The sequence below is a fragment of the Aurantiacibacter zhengii genome, from assembly GCF_003584125.1.
Taxonomy (GTDB): Bacteria; Pseudomonadota; Alphaproteobacteria; order Sphingomonadales; family Sphingomonadaceae; genus Alteraurantiacibacter; species Alteraurantiacibacter zhengii.
In genome coordinates this window covers 1-18,081 of sequence record NZ_QXFL01000002.1, presented here as the reverse complement: position 1 = coordinate 18,081, position 18,081 = coordinate 1, and the positions used below count along the sequence as shown (strand labels likewise).

General features: G+C 64.0%; 25 protein-coding genes and 1 pseudogene. 18 read left to right on the top strand and 8 right to left on the bottom strand.

The genetic code is table 11. The features are described from left to right. Positions 1 to 74 precede the first annotated feature (74 nt). From D2V07_RS03785 to D2V07_RS03725, 15 genes and pseudogenes are all read left to right on the top strand, one after another. Positions 75 to 425, top strand: coding sequence for a helix-turn-helix domain-containing protein (locus D2V07_RS03785; protein ID WP_119584950.1), 351 nt, complete (start codon positions 75 to 77; stop codon positions 423 to 425). Then, positions 425 to 610, top strand: a complete 186-nt coding sequence (locus D2V07_RS03780; RefSeq protein ID WP_119584948.1) for a hypothetical protein — start codon at positions 425 to 427, stop codon at positions 608 to 610. The genes D2V07_RS03785 and D2V07_RS03780 overlap by 1 nt, the downstream gene beginning before the upstream one ends. A gap of 71 nt (positions 611 to 681) precedes the next feature. Beyond that, positions 682 to 1,086 carry a hypothetical protein gene (locus D2V07_RS03775; RefSeq protein ID WP_119584946.1) on the top strand — a complete coding sequence of 135 codons (405 nt, stop codon included), beginning with the start codon at positions 682 to 684 and terminating at the stop codon, positions 1,084 to 1,086. Further along, positions 1,083 to 1,421 carry a hypothetical protein gene (locus D2V07_RS03770; RefSeq protein WP_119584944.1) on the top strand — a complete coding sequence of 113 codons (339 nt, stop codon included), beginning with the start codon at positions 1,083 to 1,085 and terminating at the stop codon, positions 1,419 to 1,421. Before D2V07_RS03775 ends, D2V07_RS03770 begins: the two co-directional genes overlap by 4 nt. A gap of 243 nt (positions 1,422 to 1,664) precedes the next feature. After that, positions 1,665 to 2,132, top strand: a complete 468-nt coding sequence (locus tag D2V07_RS03765; protein WP_119584942.1) for a hypothetical protein — start codon at positions 1,665 to 1,667, stop codon at positions 2,130 to 2,132. Then, the gene (locus tag D2V07_RS03760; RefSeq protein WP_119584940.1) at positions 2,129 to 2,479 is read left to right on the top strand and encodes a hypothetical protein; all 351 of its coding nucleotides are present in this window, start codon (positions 2,129 to 2,131) and stop codon (positions 2,477 to 2,479) included. Before D2V07_RS03765 ends, D2V07_RS03760 begins: the two co-directional genes overlap by 4 nt. Beyond that, a pseudogene (locus tag D2V07_RS18970) lies at positions 2,476 to 2,637 on the top strand (DNA translocase FtsK); the annotation flags it as partial. The gene D2V07_RS03760 and the pseudogene D2V07_RS18970, both read left to right, overlap by 4 nt. A 48-nt stretch (positions 2,638 to 2,685) precedes the next feature. After that, on the top strand, positions 2,686 to 2,952 hold the full coding sequence (locus tag D2V07_RS18790) for a DUF2312 domain-containing protein (protein WP_233548275.1): 267 nt from the start codon (positions 2,686 to 2,688) through the stop codon (positions 2,950 to 2,952). After that, entirely contained in the window at positions 2,952 to 3,116 is a 165-nt protein-coding gene (locus D2V07_RS18515; protein ID WP_158586760.1) for a hypothetical protein, read from the top strand. Before D2V07_RS18790 ends, D2V07_RS18515 begins: the two co-directional genes overlap by 1 nt. Next, a complete protein-coding gene (locus tag D2V07_RS03750) occupies positions 3,116 to 3,436 on the top strand; it encodes a helix-turn-helix transcriptional regulator (RefSeq protein WP_119584936.1) in 321 nt (106 codons plus the stop codon). Before D2V07_RS18515 ends, D2V07_RS03750 begins: the two co-directional genes overlap by 1 nt. After that, the gene (locus D2V07_RS03745; RefSeq protein WP_119584934.1) at positions 3,436 to 4,002 is read left to right on the top strand and encodes a hypothetical protein; all 567 of its coding nucleotides are present in this window, start codon (positions 3,436 to 3,438) and stop codon (positions 4,000 to 4,002) included. The genes D2V07_RS03750 and D2V07_RS03745 overlap by 1 nt, the downstream gene beginning before the upstream one ends. Continuing rightward, the gene (locus D2V07_RS03740; protein WP_119584933.1) at positions 3,999 to 4,607 is read left to right on the top strand and encodes a hypothetical protein; all 609 of its coding nucleotides are present in this window, start codon (positions 3,999 to 4,001) and stop codon (positions 4,605 to 4,607) included. Before D2V07_RS03745 ends, D2V07_RS03740 begins: the two co-directional genes overlap by 4 nt. Next, the gene (locus D2V07_RS03735) at positions 4,604 to 5,071 is read left to right on the top strand and encodes a hypothetical protein (protein ID WP_119584931.1); all 468 of its coding nucleotides are present in this window, start codon (positions 4,604 to 4,606) and stop codon (positions 5,069 to 5,071) included. Before D2V07_RS03740 ends, D2V07_RS03735 begins: the two co-directional genes overlap by 4 nt. 84 nt (positions 5,072 to 5,155) lie before the next feature. Then, a complete protein-coding gene (locus D2V07_RS03730) occupies positions 5,156 to 5,515 on the top strand; it encodes a hypothetical protein (protein ID WP_119584929.1) in 360 nt (119 codons plus the stop codon). Beyond that, positions 5,515 to 6,807, top strand: coding sequence for a hypothetical protein (locus D2V07_RS03725; RefSeq protein ID WP_147366898.1), 1,293 nt, complete (start codon positions 5,515 to 5,517; stop codon positions 6,805 to 6,807). Before D2V07_RS03730 ends, D2V07_RS03725 begins: the two co-directional genes overlap by 1 nt. A gap of 162 nt (positions 6,808 to 6,969) precedes the next feature. Here D2V07_RS03725 and D2V07_RS03720 read toward each other — a convergent pair whose 3' ends face one another. Together D2V07_RS03720 and D2V07_RS03715 are read right to left on the bottom strand one after the other, a co-directional pair. Next, positions 6,970 to 7,968 carry a polysaccharide deacetylase family protein gene (locus tag D2V07_RS03720; protein ID WP_119584925.1) on the bottom strand — a complete coding sequence of 333 codons (999 nt, stop codon included), beginning with the start codon at positions 7,966 to 7,968 and terminating at the stop codon, positions 6,970 to 6,972. A 28-nt stretch (positions 7,969 to 7,996) separates the two neighbouring features. Then, entirely contained in the window at positions 7,997 to 9,766 is a 1,770-nt protein-coding gene (locus tag D2V07_RS03715) for a sensor histidine kinase (protein ID WP_119584923.1), read from the bottom strand. Positions 9,767 to 9,975: 209 nt separating this feature from the next. Here D2V07_RS03715 and D2V07_RS03710 point away from each other — a divergent pair, with 209 nt between their 5' ends. Continuing rightward, the gene (locus D2V07_RS03710; protein WP_119586022.1) at positions 9,976 to 10,440 is read left to right on the top strand and encodes an Lrp/AsnC family transcriptional regulator; all 465 of its coding nucleotides are present in this window, start codon (positions 9,976 to 9,978) and stop codon (positions 10,438 to 10,440) included. Positions 10,441 to 10,445: 5 nt separating this feature from the next. Further along, complete coding sequence (locus D2V07_RS03705) at positions 10,446 to 10,877, top strand: GFA family protein (protein ID WP_233548232.1); 432 nt, start codon at positions 10,446 to 10,448, stop codon at positions 10,875 to 10,877. 41 nt (positions 10,878 to 10,918) lie between these two features. On the opposite strand, the gene D2V07_RS03700 is transcribed toward D2V07_RS03705, so the two are convergent. From D2V07_RS03700 to D2V07_RS03675, 6 genes are all read right to left on the bottom strand, one after another. Next, complete coding sequence (locus D2V07_RS03700; RefSeq protein WP_119584922.1) at positions 10,919 to 11,923, bottom strand: calcium/sodium antiporter; 1,005 nt, start codon at positions 11,921 to 11,923, stop codon at positions 10,919 to 10,921. A gap of 20 nt (positions 11,924 to 11,943) precedes the next feature. Continuing rightward, on the bottom strand, positions 11,944 to 13,875 hold the full coding sequence (locus D2V07_RS03695; protein ID WP_119586018.1) for a S9 family peptidase: 1,932 nt from the start codon (positions 13,873 to 13,875) through the stop codon (positions 11,944 to 11,946). Positions 13,876 to 13,908: 33 nt separating this feature from the next. Beyond that, positions 13,909 to 15,267, bottom strand: a complete 1,359-nt coding sequence (accC, locus tag D2V07_RS03690) for an acetyl-CoA carboxylase biotin carboxylase subunit (RefSeq protein ID WP_119584920.1) — start codon at positions 15,265 to 15,267, stop codon at positions 13,909 to 13,911. Positions 15,268 to 15,278: 11 nt separating this feature from the next. Next, entirely contained in the window at positions 15,279 to 15,782 is a 504-nt protein-coding gene (gene accB / locus D2V07_RS03685; RefSeq protein ID WP_119584918.1) for an acetyl-CoA carboxylase biotin carboxyl carrier protein, read from the bottom strand. A gap of 83 nt (positions 15,783 to 15,865) precedes the next feature. Continuing rightward, positions 15,866 to 16,300, bottom strand: coding sequence for a type II 3-dehydroquinate dehydratase (gene aroQ / locus D2V07_RS03680; RefSeq protein ID WP_119584916.1), 435 nt, complete (start codon positions 16,298 to 16,300; stop codon positions 15,866 to 15,868). A gap of 68 nt (positions 16,301 to 16,368) precedes the next feature. Next, positions 16,369 to 16,782 carry a holin family protein gene (locus D2V07_RS03675; protein WP_119584914.1) on the bottom strand — a complete coding sequence of 138 codons (414 nt, stop codon included), beginning with the start codon at positions 16,780 to 16,782 and terminating at the stop codon, positions 16,369 to 16,371. Positions 16,783 to 16,987: 205 nt separating this feature from the next. Between D2V07_RS03675 and D2V07_RS03670 the strand changes: the two genes are divergently transcribed. Beyond that, positions 16,988 to 18,081: methylmalonyl-CoA mutase family protein (locus D2V07_RS03670; RefSeq protein ID WP_233548231.1), on the top strand; the 1,094-nt coding region annotated here is incomplete at its 3' end.

Sequence of the window (18,081 nt, the reverse complement as noted above, 5' to 3'; positions counted from 1 at the left end):
GCTAACAACTTGACAAGCGCACGTAAGCGATTAGGCGTCTAGCCGTGTCAGCGGAAATCTTACACTTCTCCTGTGTGGACAAAGCACCCAACAGGATCCGCGAGTTGCGGAACGAAGCTGGCCTTTCCCAACAGGCCGTTGCCGATGCCATTGGCGTTTCCAAGGTGACGATATCGGACCTGGAACGCGGCAAGATGCGGCTCGATACCGATTACATGCGCCGCATTGCCCAGGCGCTGGGCGTCCAGTCGGCCGATCTGCTTTCGCGGCAGGACAATCCCTATGCACTCACCGCGCAGGAACGCGCGCTGATAGACCAGTTGCGCGCCGCCTCGGACGACCAGCGCGATCAGGTGCGCAAGGTGGCCGACGTTATCGTTCCCTGGAAAGGCCCGGAAGACGAGCGCGACGAAGCGGCCGCCTGATGCCGCACCTGTCCGGCGCCCAGCTGTTCGTCTGCCTCGCTGTCACCTTCGGCCTCTGGCCCGTCGCCTACCTGCTGCTGCGCCTGCGCACCGTGCCCACCACCCGCGCGCGGGATCTCGCGTGCCATGCCCTGGCGGTATTGATCGCCCTGCCGATCGCGCTGGGAGTAGCTGTTAGCATATAGCTTACATTTTTGATTGACACTGTAAGCGTTATGCTTACAACTCGGCTCCGTCACAACGAACGGAGGCCGTCTTGCCATCGCATCCCGACACCTGGCCCATCACCGATGCCGACGAGGCACCGCCCACCATCGGCTTTCATAAGCTGCGCGTGCGCTTCGGCCGGGCCGACTATTCCGATGATCGCTTCTGCGCCTATCTCCAGCTGCTGATTGACGATCAGGGCTTTCCACCCCCGCTTCCGCGCCACGTGCAGCCCCGGCGCAAGGATCGCAGCACCCCGCTGCCGCGCGCCCGGCTGTGCTGCGAACCGCACCCGAAAAGCCAGTGGCCTGCCCACGCGGTCGATGCCTGGTTTGAAGACTTCCTGCCGCCCGCCAACGCTGCCCAGGTCGAAGCCAGCGCGATGCGCGAGGCCGCCAACGACATGGACGAGGCCGCCTGCCACCTGCACCTGGTCGGAGGGCGCGAGGGATGAACGCGCACAACCCCCGCTATCCCCTCACGTTCAACGGCGCGGCCGTGCGCCCGGCACTGGTCAAGGTGCTGGTGCAGCAGGGCATGGCGGAACCCCTCGCGATCGAGACGGTGGACTGCGCGCTGTTCGCGGCGGAGCAGGCTTTCGAGACGCTGGAAGACAAGATCATTACCGCCCGCCCTGATCTGCGCATGGCCGTGCGGCAAACGGCCTGGGCTGCGCTTGCTAGCTTCCTTGAATTTCAGGGCAAGCGCCTGACCGAAGTGCTGGATGCCGTCCAGCAGGCTGGCGGCGATGCCGCAGAGGCCTTGCGCAAGGCAGCGCAGCGGCCGTGACCCAGTTTCCCCGCCCGTTTCAACCCCGATGCTCAAAGATAGCGAAAGCACCGATCCCCGGTGCTGGCGGGCGGGGAGCCATACTTGACCGACGCGGCGATTACGACCCGGCCGCGCACGGCAAGTCGGCCATTCGGGCCGACCTCGCGCCGCCCGGCTTTACCTCCAGTTGGGCCGGGCGGCGCACTTTGTCTTTCCGGTGGCCACTGTCCCGGTGCCCACTTCCCCGTTGCAGGCCGTGACATGGGCAAGCGGCAGCACATTTGCGACGTGCCCGGCTGCACCCACCAGCGCGAACGCTGGCAGCGCTTGTGCCCCTCTTGCTTCCGCACGCTGCCGTGGAAGCTGCGCAACCGCATTCTGTCCGCCTGGAAGATCCAGAACCGTCCCGAACATCGCCGCGCCTGCCGCGATGCGCGCGACTGGCTGGCCACCAACACCACCGCGCAGCCCGATCCGTCCCGATGGGATGCGCCCCACATGATGCGAGACTGGCTTATGGAAGATCGAGACTACCCCGAATGGCTCCAGCGCGAGGCCGACGAATACCTGGTCGGCAAGGGCCGCGACCGCATGAGCGATGCGCTGTGCGGCTGCATGATCCTGATTGTCCTAGCCGCCATCTTCGTCGCCGGGGTGAAAGGCTACGAGCTGCTGACGCACGACGACGCCGAAACATTCCCCAGCACCATCGCAGAGGCCGGGGAATGAAAAAGGATCCAACGCCCGTTCTCAACGCCGTCGAAGATCCGGCCGCTATGAAACAGATCCTCGACTACATCACGCTGATACGGATGGTGGTCGGGCCAGCGCTGGAACGCGCCGGGCAGCAAAGCGCGGATGCCTTCGCCATGCACCAAAGCTACCTGATTACCGCAGGCGCGATGTTCTCCGGCTACACCGTCGGCCACATGCTCACCCTGGGCGCGCTCGATGAAGACGCGGACCTGGAACAGATCCGCCATACCGTAATGGCCGCGATGGAAGCCGGGATCGCCAACGGCCGCGCAGAGGCACAGAAAGCCATGGTGGCAGCCGGGATGGGGAGCCGGGCATGACCGACCCGCAAGACCTGTTCGACCGCGCCCGCGCGCTTGTCTTGGAACGGCAGGAAGCCAGCGCTTCCATGCTCGCGCGCGAGCTGGGCATTCGCAAGCAGACGGCCATGGATCTGATGCAGGAGCTGGAGCAGGCCGAGGTTGTCGGCCCGCAACCCGGTGCCCGCCAGATCCTGCTGGACGCAGAAGGCAACCGCCGCCCCGGCATTGGCGACAATTCCGGTCGCAAGCCCGCGCGCGACACCGCCGCCGATGATCGCCTGCGCCTGCTGCTGGAGCGGATCGAGCGCCTGGAGGAAGAAAAGAAGGGGATCGCGGACGATATCCGCGACGTTTATTCCGAGGCCAAGGCCGTGGGCTACGACACCAAGATCATGCGCCAGATCGTCCGCCTGCGAAAGATGGACGCCAACGATCGCGCCGAACAGGAAATGATCCTGGACACCTACAAAGCCGCGCTGGGGATGGGCTGATGCACGCGCCCGGCACCGACACCGACACCGTGCTGTTCGACTACTGGCGCAACGGCACCAGCATCGGACAGACGATCAAGCTGGCACGCAAGGCCCATGGCCTGCGCCTCGCATTCGAGGAAGTGCGCCAGCGCTTCGCCGCATTCAGCTGGGGGAAGGCGTGATGGGCCTGGGATCCAACGAACAACGCATCTGCGACCTGACTTCACAGGGCAGGCACTACACTTCGATCGCCCGCGAGCTGGGTATCAAGCCCGCCAGCGTGCGCCGGATCCAGGGTTATCTGAACGACAGCCCGATGCCCGATATCAAGCGCGACAGCCTGGTGCGGGAAGGATCCATTGCCATGCTCGCCGCCCTGCGCGCCGCTGGCCATTGCCCCGATCCCAACCAACGGCCGGCCGATGAATGCAGCACCTGCGGCAACACCGACGCCGAATGCAGCTGCCCCGGCGAGCTGGAAGAATACGGAGTGAACGACTGATGGGAACGAGCTACGATATCGAGGCAGTCAGGCAGCGAGCGCGCGAACATTACAACGGAGCCGATGGCTTCGAAAACGCGAAGCGCAAAAACGCCTATCAATGTGACGACTGCGCTTCCTTCATCGTCACCGTGGATCGTGAGCCGGGCGTTACACCCTTCATGGTAGGTTGCGGTAACTGCGACGCAATGGCTAAGTCCAAGTTCTACCGCGTAGCTGGCTGGATGGAGCCGACGCACGAATGGTATCGGCCCGACACGTTGGACGGCCTTTCCGAATGGTCCGCCGAACACGTGAAGAAAGGCGGCCTGATGCTTCGCCAGATTGGCGGCGGCGATGCCAAGGCCGGGTGGCAGTCCCCGGAAGATGGGCTTTCCTCTGCTTTTGAAACCGTAAAGTCGCAGAGACTGGCGGAGTTACAGCGCGAATTGGCTGAAATCGACGCACAGAAGGAAGCGATCCTGCGAAAGTTGGCCGAACCGTCGCCAATCAAGCGCGAGGATTACCCCTCTCGTCAAGCCTATCGGCACGCGCAGACACAGCACCGCAAGGGGCGGTTGACGTGACCCCCGCGCACCGCTTCTTCCCCGCCGTCACGCTGGCCCAGGTCCGCCGCGAGGTCGCGCGCGAGCTGGCCCAGCGCGAGCGCGTCTATCCCGGCCGCGTCAGCGAAGGGCGGCTGCACCAGGACGAGGCCGACCGCCAGCTGGCGATCGCCCGCGCCTGGCTGGAGGATATCGACCGGGTGGAGGCCATCCACCGCACGCCCGGCAAGCGGGTGGAGCCGACGCACACCCTGCCGTGGAAGGCCCGCCGCGTGGGCTTGCTGCGCGAACTGGAATGGCGCGGCAAGGTCTATCCGCGGTTGATTGCCGAAGGCCGCCTGGCGGCCGACGACGCCGAAAGCCAGAACACCGCGCTGCGTGCCTTGCTGGCGATCTACGAGGATGGTTTCGACTGGATATCCGCCACCGGCGCCCGGCCGAGGATCTGGCTGACGAACGATCGCACCCCGGCCGAGGCCGAGGCCCGCCACGAATGGCTGCAATTCCAGCTCGCCCGCGCGCTCGACCAGCAGCTGGACGAATGGGAACGCACCGTGCGCGACGAAATGAAGGTGGAAAGGATCCACCCCGCCGCCGTGGGCGGCCAACAGGAGCTGGCGATATGATCCCAAACGAAGCGCGCGTTGAGGCGGCGGCGAAGGCAATTTGCGAGCGGGATTGGAAGGGAACGCCCGGCTACAAGTGGAACCACATCGGCGATCTTGAACAGCAAGAATATCGGGAAGCGGCCCGCGCAGCACTAGGCAGCACAGATAGCGCCGATGCGTTGCTGCGGGATAGTCTAGTTGCCTTGGAGCGGCATTTGTCCGCCCGTCGCAACCACACCTTGGCAATGCATCGTGGTGCTTCTGGTGCCATGCTGTCGATTCACAACGCGGAACACAACGAAGCCTCCTTATGGCTTGGCGTGGTTCGTAAGGTTTTGGCGGGCAAATGCTTTCAGTGTTCGGGCCCTGCCGTCACGGTTTTAGACAATGACGCGCTATGCAAGCGCCACGCCGACGAATGGGTTCGCGCCGAGGGAATAGAGGCTGATAATGGCACCGCCCACCTTGCCCAACAGTCTTGAACCACCTTGCCCAACAGCCACCACCGCGCTAACACGTTTCACGCCAGGGCATGAGGCCCGGCGATTGGTCGAAAGGACCCAACGATGCCCGACACATCACCATTACCTGCCGAACCCAAAGACCAGCTCGACCTGTACCGCATGGCCGTCCAGGCGCTGGGCGGGATCGCCAAGCACGCCCGTTTGCTGAGCTTCTCCGATCGTCACGGCCGCTTCCTCTACGCTGGCGACAAGCCCGTTAGCGCCTCGATCCTGGCCGACACCGCCAAGGCCCTGGAACAGCACGCGAGGATCTGCCGCGAGCTGGAGCGCCGCCTGTCTCCCGCCTTCACCGGCAACATGACCGAAACCCAGCGCCAGCAGGAAGCCGGCAAGAGCGCCCACGCGCGCGGCCGCAAGCGGGGAGGCACGTCCTCAAGTAGCGGAGCGGTAGGACACGACTGATGGCTAAACTATCCATCCCTCGCCTGGTGCCCAAGCACAGCAAGACCAGCGGCACCAGCTGGTACTGGCAACCGTCGAAGACCCTGCGCGATGCCGGTTTTGAACCAACTGCCCTGGGCAAGGACGAGGGCAAGGCGATCATGGCCGCGCGCCAGCTCAACGAGGACGTGGCCCGATGGAAGGCAGGCGGCGATATCCGCGCCAAGGTGGAGAAACGCCGCGCAGCGGGCACCGTCGCCGCCTTGGTGGCGCGCTACCGCAAGGAATATGTCAACGGCACGAAGCCGGGCACGCGCATTCCCCGGCTCAAGCCGAAGACGCGCGAGGTCTATGAAACCGGCCTCAAGCGCATCGAAATGTGGGCGGGCGACAAGCCGCTGCCTTACGTCACCCCGGCGCGCGTCGGCGTGCTGCGCGACAAGACCGCCAAGCCGATCGAGGAAGGCGGACTGGGGCACTCGGCCGCGTTCAACCTGCTGTCGGTCCTGCGCCAGCTGTTCAAGTTTGCCGAAAGCGTGGACCTGATCCCGAAGGGCACCAACCCGGCAACCGAATTTGGCCTGGCGAAGCCGCCACCGCGCAACATGGTATGGACCGTGGAAGACGACGCCGCTTTCGATGCGGCCGCGCGGGAGCTGGGCTGGCCCTCGATGGCGCTGGCCCGCGAACTGGCACTTTACTCGGCGCAGCGCGAAGGCGACCTTATCGCCTTTACCGAACCGCAGCTGCAACCGCTGGATATTCTGGAGCCGGTACTGCGCGAACGCCTGGAAGACGAGAACGGCAATGTCATGGGCTGGTGCCTGTCGCAGGCCAAGACCAGCAACGAGTACAAGAGCGTCAACCTGGAAATCCCGATCGAGCCGGATCTTCTCGGCCGGATCGAGCGCGCCATCCGCACCAATCGCGCGCGCGATCGCGCGGCCGATCCGCCGCGTCTGCTCACCCATGTCATAGTCAACGACAAGACTGGCCTTCCGTGGAAGCAACGCCACTTCATCGACGTGTGGGGCAGGATCCTCGCCCACGCCGCGAAGGCAACCGGGCGGCCGCACATGCGCGAGCTGGTCTGGCACGACTTGCGCCGCACGCGCGTTGTCCGCCTGCGCCGTCGCGGTATGCCCAAGGAAATGATTGCCTCGCTCACCGGCCACTCGCTCCGGTCGATCGAGGAAATGCTGCGCGTCTATGGTCCGGTTGATCCGACTATCACCGCCAACGCCGTGGTCGCCAGCCTGGAGCCTCGCATTGCAAAGAAAGACCCTTCCAACAAATCCGAACAAATCGGCTAAAGTTGGAAGGTTTGCGGCACGGAAACCCGCAGAAATCCGTCATTCCGACTAATTTGGGAACAGAGGGTCGCAGGTTCGAATCCTGTCTCCCCGACCATTCTTGCAAAGCAATCGACGAAATGCCGGGGCAGTCCCCGCTGTCATCGGCCGTTTTGCTTCCTGCTATCTCTGAACGCTTGCCATCACGTCACGCACGCAGCTGGGCTTCACCCCGCGCTGCGCGAGGTAGGCGAATATGCGTCGCCACCAGTCGTAAAGCGCGTCCAGGTCGTCATCGTCGCGCACGTAGGGGGTGGAACCCGGCCGCAGCGAAGGGCTGTGGAAGGAGAGGACCAGCATGGGCACCGCGTCATCCAGCGCCATATCGATGCCCCGAATGGCTTCCTCCACGCTCACGCCCTCGGGTGTCAGCGGAACGCGCTCCAGCAGCCCAAGCCGCGCGAGCGCGCCGCGCATGGAGGGCATGCGCCACAGGCGGGGATAGATCATGTCGCCCTGCCGTCGCAGCATCCCCCAGAACGAGCTGGTGAGTGGCAGTTCAAGAAGGGTCCTGTCCGCATCCACCCAGTAGGGGTGCAGCGGATGCCCGCGGTAATCAGGGCCCCCGGCGCTGGAATAGTCGAACAGCGGGCGCACCGAACTGTCGATGGCGATTCCCTGGTCTGCCAGCAGGTCTGCGGTATTGGGCCCCAAGCCATAGCGCCCCGCGCGATAGATCAGCGGCGCGACGCCGAAATTCGTCTCGATCGCATCGCGCAGGGTCGCCAGCTTCTGCTCCTCGAGTTCTCTCGGCAGGTTGCCGGCAAAGGAGTTGTGCTGGTTTACCTCTTCCTGGAAGGGCGGGTTCACCCACGGGTGCAACTGCACGCCGATTTCGGCGCGTCCTGCCAGGACCGGCTCTTGCAGCACTTCCTGCGCAGTGCGCGAATTGGCGATGGGCCAGTCGACCAGGTAGATCGGCACGACCCCTTCGTTTTCGCAGAATTGCTGGAATTTCGCCAGCCGCGGGACGTGACGCGTATCGTGGCTTTCGCGCGACAGCGGCAAGTCCCAGTCGAAATCCTCTTCCGTGTCGACCGTCAGGATGAAGCGCGGGAGATCGTCCGCGAAGCGCGCCCTTGCGCTTGCGGATGGCGGGTCGAGCAGGTTGCCCATCGCCATTATCATTCTCCCCGACTTGCGGCCCTCGTCAGCCTCCCGTTCCGTTCTCGCTGCTATGGGCCACAACCGGAGAGGTCAAGGCGGGCAATTGCAGCGATACCCGGTCTTGCTCGCACACCAGCGTTCCCCCGATAGCGCGAGCTTCTGCCTCGGCGAGGCGGAAGGTGAAGCGCGGGCCGAACATCCCCGCGCTGATCGCACGGCGGCGCTGCCCCTCGCGCGAGGTATCGGGCGCAGCATTGCGCAGGCTTTCGGGCACGTCGAGGAGCAGGGTTATCGTCTCGCCATCGCTGGAGAGTTCGAGACAGGCCTCCTCGCCCGGCGTAAGCGCGCCAGCGGCGGTTGCCAGCAACCGCCAGCACAGCGCCATCGCATCGGGGCGATCCATTGCCACATGGAAGGGGGAGCCGGACACTTCCAGCCTGAAGCCGGCGTTGCGTGCGCGAAGCACCTTGTCCAGCCGGTCCACCGTGGTCACCAGCGCCTCGCGCAGGTCGCAGGTGCCCTCTTCCAGTTGCATGGCCGCGCTTTCCAGCTTTACCAGCCGGTCCACCTCGTCGAACCCGGCAAGCAGCATTGCGGCATCGCCCGCGATACTGGCGGCATGGGCGCGGTATTCGTGCGGCACAGCGCCGAAGATCTGTTGCTGGATTATCTCGGCAAAGCCCTGGATGGCGTTCACCGGTGTCCTGAGTTCATGCAGCACCTGCCGCATGGCATCGGCGGCGCTCTCTTCCTCCGGTCTGGCGGGCCGATTCGGCCGGTAGAGGCGAACTGCGTAGCCGGTGAAGTCTCCGGTTTCGTGAGTGAACAGGGGCGCTGCGTCCATGCGCCATTCGCCGCTGATTTCAGGAGCAGCATCGATGGCAAGCGAGGCGCCGCGCAGGGGCAAGCGGCGGCGCAGTTGCACCGCTACGTCGTCGGCAAAGTCGACCAGGTCGCCGGGCTTCGGCGCGGTGAGGGCTAGCCCTGCAAGCATGGGTGCGGCGAATCCTTCGACCCTTGTGACGATTCCGGTCGCATCGGTGAACAGGTCGAGTATGTCCCTGGTGAAGGGTTCGGTACTTGGCGCCACGTCGCCAAGTGGCAGGCGCGGCGCGGTACGGCCAAGCTGGCGTCCTTCCCGAAATGCTTCGATGCGCCGCCGCAAGGCGCCAATGCCATCCTCCGCCGTTTCGGCCTTGGCCGGCGCTGGGGCCTCTGCGCCGACTTTGGCGGGGGCGGAAGGTGATACGGGAGTTTCCTCTGCGGCGACGGCGGTGTCCGATGGCAGCACGAGATCTTGCACGCCCAGGTCCTGCAGCAGGCGCTTGACCCTTGCAGGCAGGTCGCGTCGATGGCGCATGAAGCCACGCGCCGTCACCGGCAGGCGCGGGATCAGGTCGAGCCAGTCGTCCTCGCTCAGCCGCGCGGTGGCCACGACGGCCGCGGCGGGCTTGGCCTCCCCCTCGGCAAGGAAGGCAACGAGCTCGGGATTGCGGAGCCGCAGGCCGGACATCCGCAGGATCGCCGACTGCTCCTCCTGCGGAATGGCGCCCTGCAATTGGTGGAGCCGTACGAAGCCGTCGAGTGTCACGAGGTGAAACTCTTCGTTTTCGGGAGCCGGGCGCAGATAGGCTTGTGTCTGCCGTTGCCCGGATGGATCGTTGATGGCGCGGGCAAGGCGGGCCAGCTCTTTTCCGGGCATGTTCGTGGGACGCATGCCGAGCAGGTCCAGCAACTGCCGGAACTGGGTCCGCATGCTCGCCTCGCTGCCGGCGCGCATGCGCAGCACGGTCGCTAGGCGGTCATCGAACAAAGGGCGGCTCCAGTCGGCAGAAGGTTAAGAAATTACCAACTTTCCCATTAGCCGCGTCGCCCGGAGCAAGCATGGTTAAGGACCGATGCGTTGCAAAAGGGGACAATTACATTCATAAGGAACTTTGTTATGCAGAAACACGTTTCGGCGTGGTAGAAGTTGCGCAATCCGCACTGGAGATTGCGGAAGAGGCCCCAGGGGGATCAGTCATGTCCACACTCGACAAGATCGACCGTCGTTTGCTTGCCGAATTGCAGGCGGAAGGGCGCGTGACGAATGTCGATCTCGCCCGACGTGTCGGCCTGACAGCACCGCCTTGCCTTCGCCGTGTAAGGGCGCTGGAGGAGGAAGGGGTCATCCGCGGCTATCATGCGGACCTCGACGCTTCCAAGCTGGGCTTCGCCATCACGGTGTTCGCCATGGTCAGCCTGCGAAGCCAGGCCGAGGAGGCGCTGAAGGCGTTCGAGGATCACATCGCCACGCTCGACGAGGTACGCGAGTGCCACATGCTCAATGGCGAGATCGATTTTATCCTGAAGATCGTCAGCCGCGACCTGCAAAGCTTCCAGGAATTCCTTACCAGCAAGCTGACACCTGCGCCCAACGTGGGAAGTGTGAAGACATCGCTGACGATCCGCACGTCCAAGCACATGCCGGGCGTTCCGCTGGAATAGCCGGGGTGGGGCAGGACACCATCGAAGGCCATTGCCTCTGCGGCGCGGTCCAGATTGCCCTCAGTTCGCCATCAGGTCACATCGAAGTCTGCCAGTGCGACATGTGTCGCCGGTGGAGCGGAGCGTTCTATCCGGCAGTAACGGGCGAAAGTTTCGCAATCACGGGCGAGGATGCAATCGGCACCTACCAGTCGAGCGAGTGGGCGGAACGGGCCTTCTGCGCCAAATGCGGGTCGGGCCTGTGGTACAGGTTCCTGCCAACGGGGAAACGCAGCTTCCTCGCCGGGCTGTTCAGCGATGCCGACAACTACCCGGTGGAAAAGGAAATTTTCTGCGACGAGGCACCTGTGTGGTGCAAGCTGGACAGCGACCATCCCCGCCAGACCGGCGCGGAGGTGATTGCCGAGGCCAGGGCCGCCGGATTCACTTTCGACTGATCGCAGGACAGGTCAGCAACTGGCCGACCGGCACCTGACCTTCAAACCAATCCCGACGTGAAAGCGGTGTAGACGATGTAGGCGAGCAGCAGCGCGCCCCCCTCTCGCCGGGACAGGCGACCTCCCGTGAAGGCGAACACCATCACCACGAAGGCGGCCAGCGTGGCCAGCGGCAGGTCGAAGGCAATGATCTTCTCGGGGATCGCGCCCGGCGCGACCAGTCCGGTCACCCCGCCGATGAAGAGGATGTTATAGATGTTGGAACCGAGCACGTTGCCCAGCGCAATGTCGCTCTGCCCGCGAATTGCAGCGATGACCGATGTCACCAGTTCCGGAGCGGAGGTGCCGATGGCGACGATGGTAAGCCCGATCACCGTCTCGCTGACCCCCATGGCCGACGCGATGGACACGGCACCGTTTACCAGCAGCGTGCCACCACCCACGATCAGGACCAGTCCGACCACGAAGAAACCGAGCGCCTTTCCAAGGCTCTGCTTCGGGCTGTCGTTGGGATGCAGGGCCGGATCTAGGCCTTCCGACGCCACCGCGCGATCATAGGCGGCGGTATGATCGTATGGCTGGTCTGCCGGGGCCAGCCTTTCCTGCTGGTAGGCATACCAGATGTAGGCGGCGAGGCCGGCAAGGAAGATGGCCGCAACGGTGCGATCCAGCCCCAGGGTAAAGCTGGCGGCAACCATGGCCAGCGCGGCTGCCAGGCCGACGCCGCCGTCGCGCCACAGGGCCGTGCGGTCCACCGCCATCGGTGCGATCAGCGCCGAAGCGCCAAGAACCATCAGCAGGTTGGCAAGGTTGGAGCCAACGATGTTGCCGATGGCCAGCCCCGGAGATCCGGCCAGCGCGGCCTGCACGCTGGCGGCGAGTTCGGGGCTGGACGTGCCAAGCCCCACCACCACCAGGCCGATCAGCATGGGCGACAGGCGCAGCCGTTCGGCAATACCGACAGCGCCGCGCACCATCACGTCGCCGCCAACCATCAGCAGCGCAAGCCCTGCAAGCAGGATCCCGATATCGGTAATGGAAGGCATCTAGGGTTTCCGGCTTTCGCTCAATTGTCGGACAGCAGGTTTTCGCGCACGAAGGTCAGGAACGTCCAGTAGTAGTAATCGGCGTTCTCCTTGCGAGCGAAGCCGTGGCCTTCGTTCTCGGCGAGGAAATGCCACGCCTCCCTGCCGTTGGCGCGCACGGCCTCGATCACCTGGTCCGCTTCCGAGGCGGGAACGCGAGGATCGTTGGCACCCGTCGCCACCAGCAGCGGGATGTCGAGTTCGTCGATGCGGGTCAGCGGGCTGATCTCGATCAGCTTGGCACGCTGCTGCGGATCGCGCTCGTCGCCGTATTCCACCCGGCGCAGGTCCCGGCGGTAATCCTCTGTATTTTCCAGGAAAGTGACGAAGTTGGAAATTGCAACGACGCAGGCAGCGGCATCGAAACGGTCGCCGTAACGCAGGGCGCTGGCATAGCACATGTACCCGCCGTAGCTGCCGCCGGTCACCATCATGCGGGTCGCATCAATGGCGCGATCGGCCTCCAGCACGTCGAGGAAGGCACCGATGTCGCGCACCGAATCCTCACGCTGGAAAGGGCCGTTGTCGAGGCTGACGAAGCGCTTGCCGTAGCCGGTGGAACCGCGCACGTTCGGCTCGAAAATCGCCACGCCCCATTCGTTGATGAGATAGTTCGCGCGACCCTGGAAGCTGGCCGAGGACTGACCTTCAGGACCGCCGTGGATATCGACAATCAGCGGACGCGGGCCGGGGAAGCGCTCCGGGTCCGGGCGGTAGAGGAAGCCCGACATGGGCTCCCCGTCGAAACTCTCGATCTCGACCAGTTCGGGCAGCACGTTGGCTGTCGGGTCAAGGCCGCCGGTCTCGCTGACGGTCCAGCGCGTCAGTTCCAGCGTTTCGGGATCGAGGCTGTAAGCGTCGGATGAAGCCTGGTTCGAACTGAAGGTAAAGCCGACATCACCCCAAGGCGCGATTTCGAACCCGCCCACGACGCCCGGCGGCAAGTCGGCTGCGCGTATCGCACCGCCTTCCGTGTCGTAGATCTTCAACTGCGAGCGACCGGCTGCGTTGACTTCGTAGGCGATGAAGCTGCCGTCTTCGGAAATGTCGAAAGAGGCGATGTCCCACTCTTCCTCTACCACCGGCGTGAAAGCGCCGGTCGAAGGATCGAGCGTGCCCAGCCGCTTGAAATCGGATCCCTGGTCTGTCGAAATCCACAGGCGGCCATCGGGGGCATATTCGATCCCGCTGAAGGCAATCGGATTGCCGGGATCGGTGATGCGGGTTTCCTCACCCGTGGCAAGGTCGATCCGGTAAAGCTCGATATTCTGGACCGAGATGTAGTTGGCCACCAGCGCGGCGCTGTCGTCCGGCGTGAAGTCGACGACGAACCAGCCGCCGCCCTGCCGCTCCGCCAGCATGCGCGTGGTCGAAGGATCGCGCGGATCCATCACGTAGAGATCGGTATCGCGGCCATTGCGCTTCGTGGAACTGAAAGCAACCAGCGAGCCGTCGCTCGACCATGCGCCCAGGCCGTTGCGGCTCGTGCCATCGGTCATCAGGACCAGCTGGCCATTTTCGTAGCGGAAAATCTGATCGAACTCGTTACCGCCGATGTCCTTGGAAACCAGCAGCACGCTGCCATCCGGAGAGTAGGTTGCCCCGCCGATAGGCTCGGCCTCGAAAGTCATCTGCATTCGCGCGCCGCCGGGCGTGGCCACGCGGTGGACCTGGGCCGTGTCGGCAAAACGCGTGCGCACGATCATCGATCGGTCCGCCGCGTTCCAGCCACCAAAGCTGGCGGTGCGGTACTCGAAATAGGGGCGCGTCTCTTCTGCCAGGGATGCCGGGATGGCCGGTATGCCGTCCGCGACGATCGCCGCTGGCTTGTCGACCACCGCCTCGGCATCGTCCTGCGCAAGCGCGGGGCCGGAGAGCGACACGATGGCGAGGGGCAGGCTAATCCAGCGCATATTGATCACTCCGCTAAGGCAACAAGGATCGTTCTATTCGGTACCGGCCTCTCGCTCGGCCAGCCATTCCTCGAGCCACTTGATGGTGTAGTCGCCGCTGATCACGTCCGGCTGCTTGAGCAGTTCCTGGTGGAGCGGAATCGAGGTCTTCACTCCAGAGATCACCATCTCCTCCAGCGCCCGGCGCAGGCGCATCAGGCACCCTTCGCGCGTTCGACCGTAAACGATCAGCTTGGCGATCATCGAATCGTAATAGGGCGGGATCGTATATCCGGCATAAAGGCCACTATCGACGCGCACGTGCATGCCGCCCGCCTGGTGATAGTAGTCGATCTTGCCGGGGCTGGGGGCGAAGGTGAACGGGTCCTCGGCGTTGATGCGGCATTCGATCGCGTGGCCCTTGAATTCGATGTCTTCCTGCTTGACCGACAGGTCCTTGCCGTCGGCGATGCGGATCTGTTCGCGCACCAGATCGAGGCCGGTGATGGCCTCGGTCACCGGATGCTCCACCTGCAGGCGGGTGTTCATCTCGATGAAGTAGAACTCCCCGTTCTCCCACAGGAACTCGATAGTGCCCGCGCCGCGATATTCCATTGCGGCCATGGCATCGGCGACGATGCCGCCCATCCGCATGCGGTCTTCGTGCGTGATGACGGGCGAGGGCGCTTCCTCGAACACCTTCTGGTGACGGCGCTGGAGCGAGCAATCGCGCTCCCCCAGGTGAATCGCGTTACCGCGACCATCGCCGAATACCTGGAATTCGATGTGGCGCGGATTGCCGAGATACTTTTCGAGGTACATCGTGTCGTCGCCGAAGGCGGACTTCGCCTCGTTCATCGCCTGCTTTACCAGGCTTTCCAGCTGGTCCTCGCTGGGAATAACCTTCATGCCCCGGCCACCGCCGCCCGCAGCCGCCTTGGCCAGGACCGGATAACCGATTTCCTTGGCGACCCGCTTCATCTCGTCGAAATCGGAGACGGCCCCGTCGCTGCCCGGCACCAGCGGCAGGCCCAGCGCGCCGGCGGTCTTTTTCGCCTGTACCTTGTCACCCATGGTGCGGATGTGTTCGGGCTTGGGCCCGATCCAGGCAATGTCGTGCGCTTCCACGATGTCGGCGAACTTCGCGTTTTCGGACAGGAAGCCATAGCCGGGGTGGATTGCATCCGCGCCGGTGATTTCGGCAGCCGAGATGATCGCGGCGTGGTTCAGATAGCTTTCGCTGGCGGCCGGCGGACCGATACACACGGCGTGATCGGCGAGGCGCACATGCATCGCATCGGCGTCGGCAGTGGAGTGCACCGCGACGGTCTCGATCCCCATTTCATGGGCGGCACGATGGATGCGCAGCGCGATTTCGCCGCGGTTGGCAATCAGTATCCGGGAAATGCCCATTCGATGAACCCCTAGGCCACGATGACGAGAGGCTGGTCGAATTCCACCGGCTCGCCGTTGCCGATCATCAGATCCTTGACCGTGCCATCCTTGGGCGCGGTGATCGGGTTCATCACCTTCATCGCTTCCACGATCAGCAGGGTGTCACCCTTCTTCACGCTGTCGCCAACGGCGACGAAGTTGGGGGATCCCGGATCGGGAGCGAGATAGGCGGTGCCGACCATGGGCGATTTCACGGCGTTCGCCATGTCGACGGGCGCGGATTCGGGAGTCGTGGCACCCTGACCTTCCGCAGTCGCGGGGGCTGCAACGGCAGGCGCTGCCATCGCCATCGGGGCGGGTGCAGCCATCGACGTGGCGACTGCCCCGCGAGAGACGCGGATCTTGCGATCGTCGTCCTCAACCTCGATCTCGGTAAGGCCGGTCTCGTTCAGGATATCGGCAAGCTCGCGGACCAGCGCTGTATCGACGTTCAGACCACCCTTGCGGGCCGGTGTGCCTTTGTTCTCAGGCATGCATTCCCCATTCTGCGACCAATTTGCAAATAGACTGTCCGGCTAGAGCCTGCCGCGCGGCAAGGCAAGCCTGACGGCCCAGATTAAAGCTTGGCAGCCGCATCCAGTGCCAGCTCGTATCCGTAAGCGCCAAAGCCCGCGATGGAGCCCAGCGCAGCCATGCCGACATAGCTCTTGTGGCGATAGGCCTCGCGTCCGGCGGGATTGGAAACGTGAACTTCGATCACGGGCGTCTTGATCGACTTGATCGCATCGTAAAGCGCGAGCGAGGTATGCGTCAGCGCGCCGGCATTGAGAATGACGGCCTTGGCGCCGGAGGACTGGGCTTCGTGCAGCCAGTCGCACAGGTGGCCCTCGTGGTTGGACTGGCGCATGTCGATCTCGATATCGAGCGGGCGTGCCCGATCCTCGAGGCGAGAGGCGATGTCGTCGAGCGTTTCGGCTCCGTAGATTTCGGGCTCTCGCACGCCGAGAAGGTTGAGGTTGGGTCCGTTGAGTACAAAAATGGTATCAGTCATGCATCAGCCCTTAGACGTTCGAGCGGGCCCGGGCCAAGGGCTGATTGCATACTTGCGTCGGGCTCGCCCTATTTCTCCACTCCCTTGACCTTCCCCCACTGGCGCGCGGCGGTATAGCCGAGATAGCCCGTGCCGAAGAGGGCGTAGAGCGGTTCGGGGAGTCCGCCCAGGTAGGCGTTCATCCCCTGCGCGATCTCGCGCGCGGTGACGGGGGAAAACGCCGAGAGCACGCCCATCGGCAGGGCGGTCAACAGCAGGATGTACATCACATAAAGGAAGCTGGGCCGTGCGCGGCTGGTCCAGGGGTCGGCGGAACTGGCTTCCGCGACGATGGCGGAAAGGCGCGCTTCGATCTGCTGCATATCCTGGGTACCTTCGAGCTTGATCAGCTCTATCTTCGCCCGTTCCCGCGCCTCCTTGTCGGGGACCACCTTGTCGATGATCGAGGCGATAGGACCGATGAGCGATTCGAGAATTGCCATGTATTTGATTCCGTTACAGTTTGATTCGCAGGCGGTCGTGCATGCGGCGCGGCCGCGTAGGAAAGCCCTAGTGCGATAGGGGCGCGATGATCACCGCGCCGGTGCCGCCTGCAGGCGGCGATATTCGCTGCGTTCGTCCCAACATCCTCGTGTTTTCTGGTGTCGTGCGTTGAAACGGCGGGGCGCGTCTGTATGAACCCTGGTCATGACCGAAAAACCGACCAAGGCCGACTGGCATTCGCGCGCTGACAGGGAAGTGAAGGGGCGTGATCTTGTGTGGCATACGCCGGAGGGGATTGCGGTGCAGCCGCTGTATGCGGCGGGGGATGCAGAGGGGCTGGATCCGGGTTTTCCGGGGTTCGCGCCGTTCACGCGCGGGCCTTATGCGAGCATGTATACAGGCCGTGCCTGGACGATCCGGCAGTATGCGGGGTTCTCGACGGCGGAGGAGAGCAATGCCTTCTATCGCCGCAACCTGGCGGCTGGGCAGAAGGGGCTGTCTGTCGCCTTCGACCTGGCGACGCACCGGGGCTATGACAGCGACCATCCGCGCGTCGTTGGAGACGTGGGCAAGGCCGGCGTTGCCATCGATACCGTGCGCGACATGGAGATCCTGTTCGACCAGATCCCGCTGGACGAGATGAGCGTCTCCATGACGATGAACGGCGCGGTGATCCCGGTGCTGGCGTTCTATATCGTTGCGGCCGAGCGTTCGGGCGTTGCGCAGGAGAAGCTCTCCGGCACGATCCAGAATGACATCCTGAAGGAGTTCATGGTCCGCAACACCTACATCTATCCGCCGGAACCCTCGATGCGGATCGTGTCGGACATCATTGCCTATACCTCTGCCAACATGCCGCGCTTCAACTCGATCTCGATCAGCGGCTATCACATGCACGAGGCAGGTGCGACGGCGGTGCAGGAGCTGGCCTTCACCATTGCCGACGGCAAGGAATACGTGAAGCGGGCGATGGCAACGGGCCTCGACATCGATGCCTTTGCGCCGCGGCTGTCGTTCTTCTGGGGCATCGGCATGAACTTCTTCATGGAGATCGCCAAGATGCGCGCAGGCCGCGTGCTGTGGCACGACGTGATGGACGAGCTTGGGGCCAAGAACCCCAAGTCGAAGATGCTGCGCACCCACTGCCAGACCTCGGGCGTGTCATTGCAGGAGCAGGACCCCTACAACAACGTGATCCGCACCACGCTGGAAGCGCTGGCCGCGGTGCTGGGGGGCACGCAGTCGCTGCACACCAATGCGCTGGACGAGGCGCTGGCGCTGCCGACCGACTTCTCCGC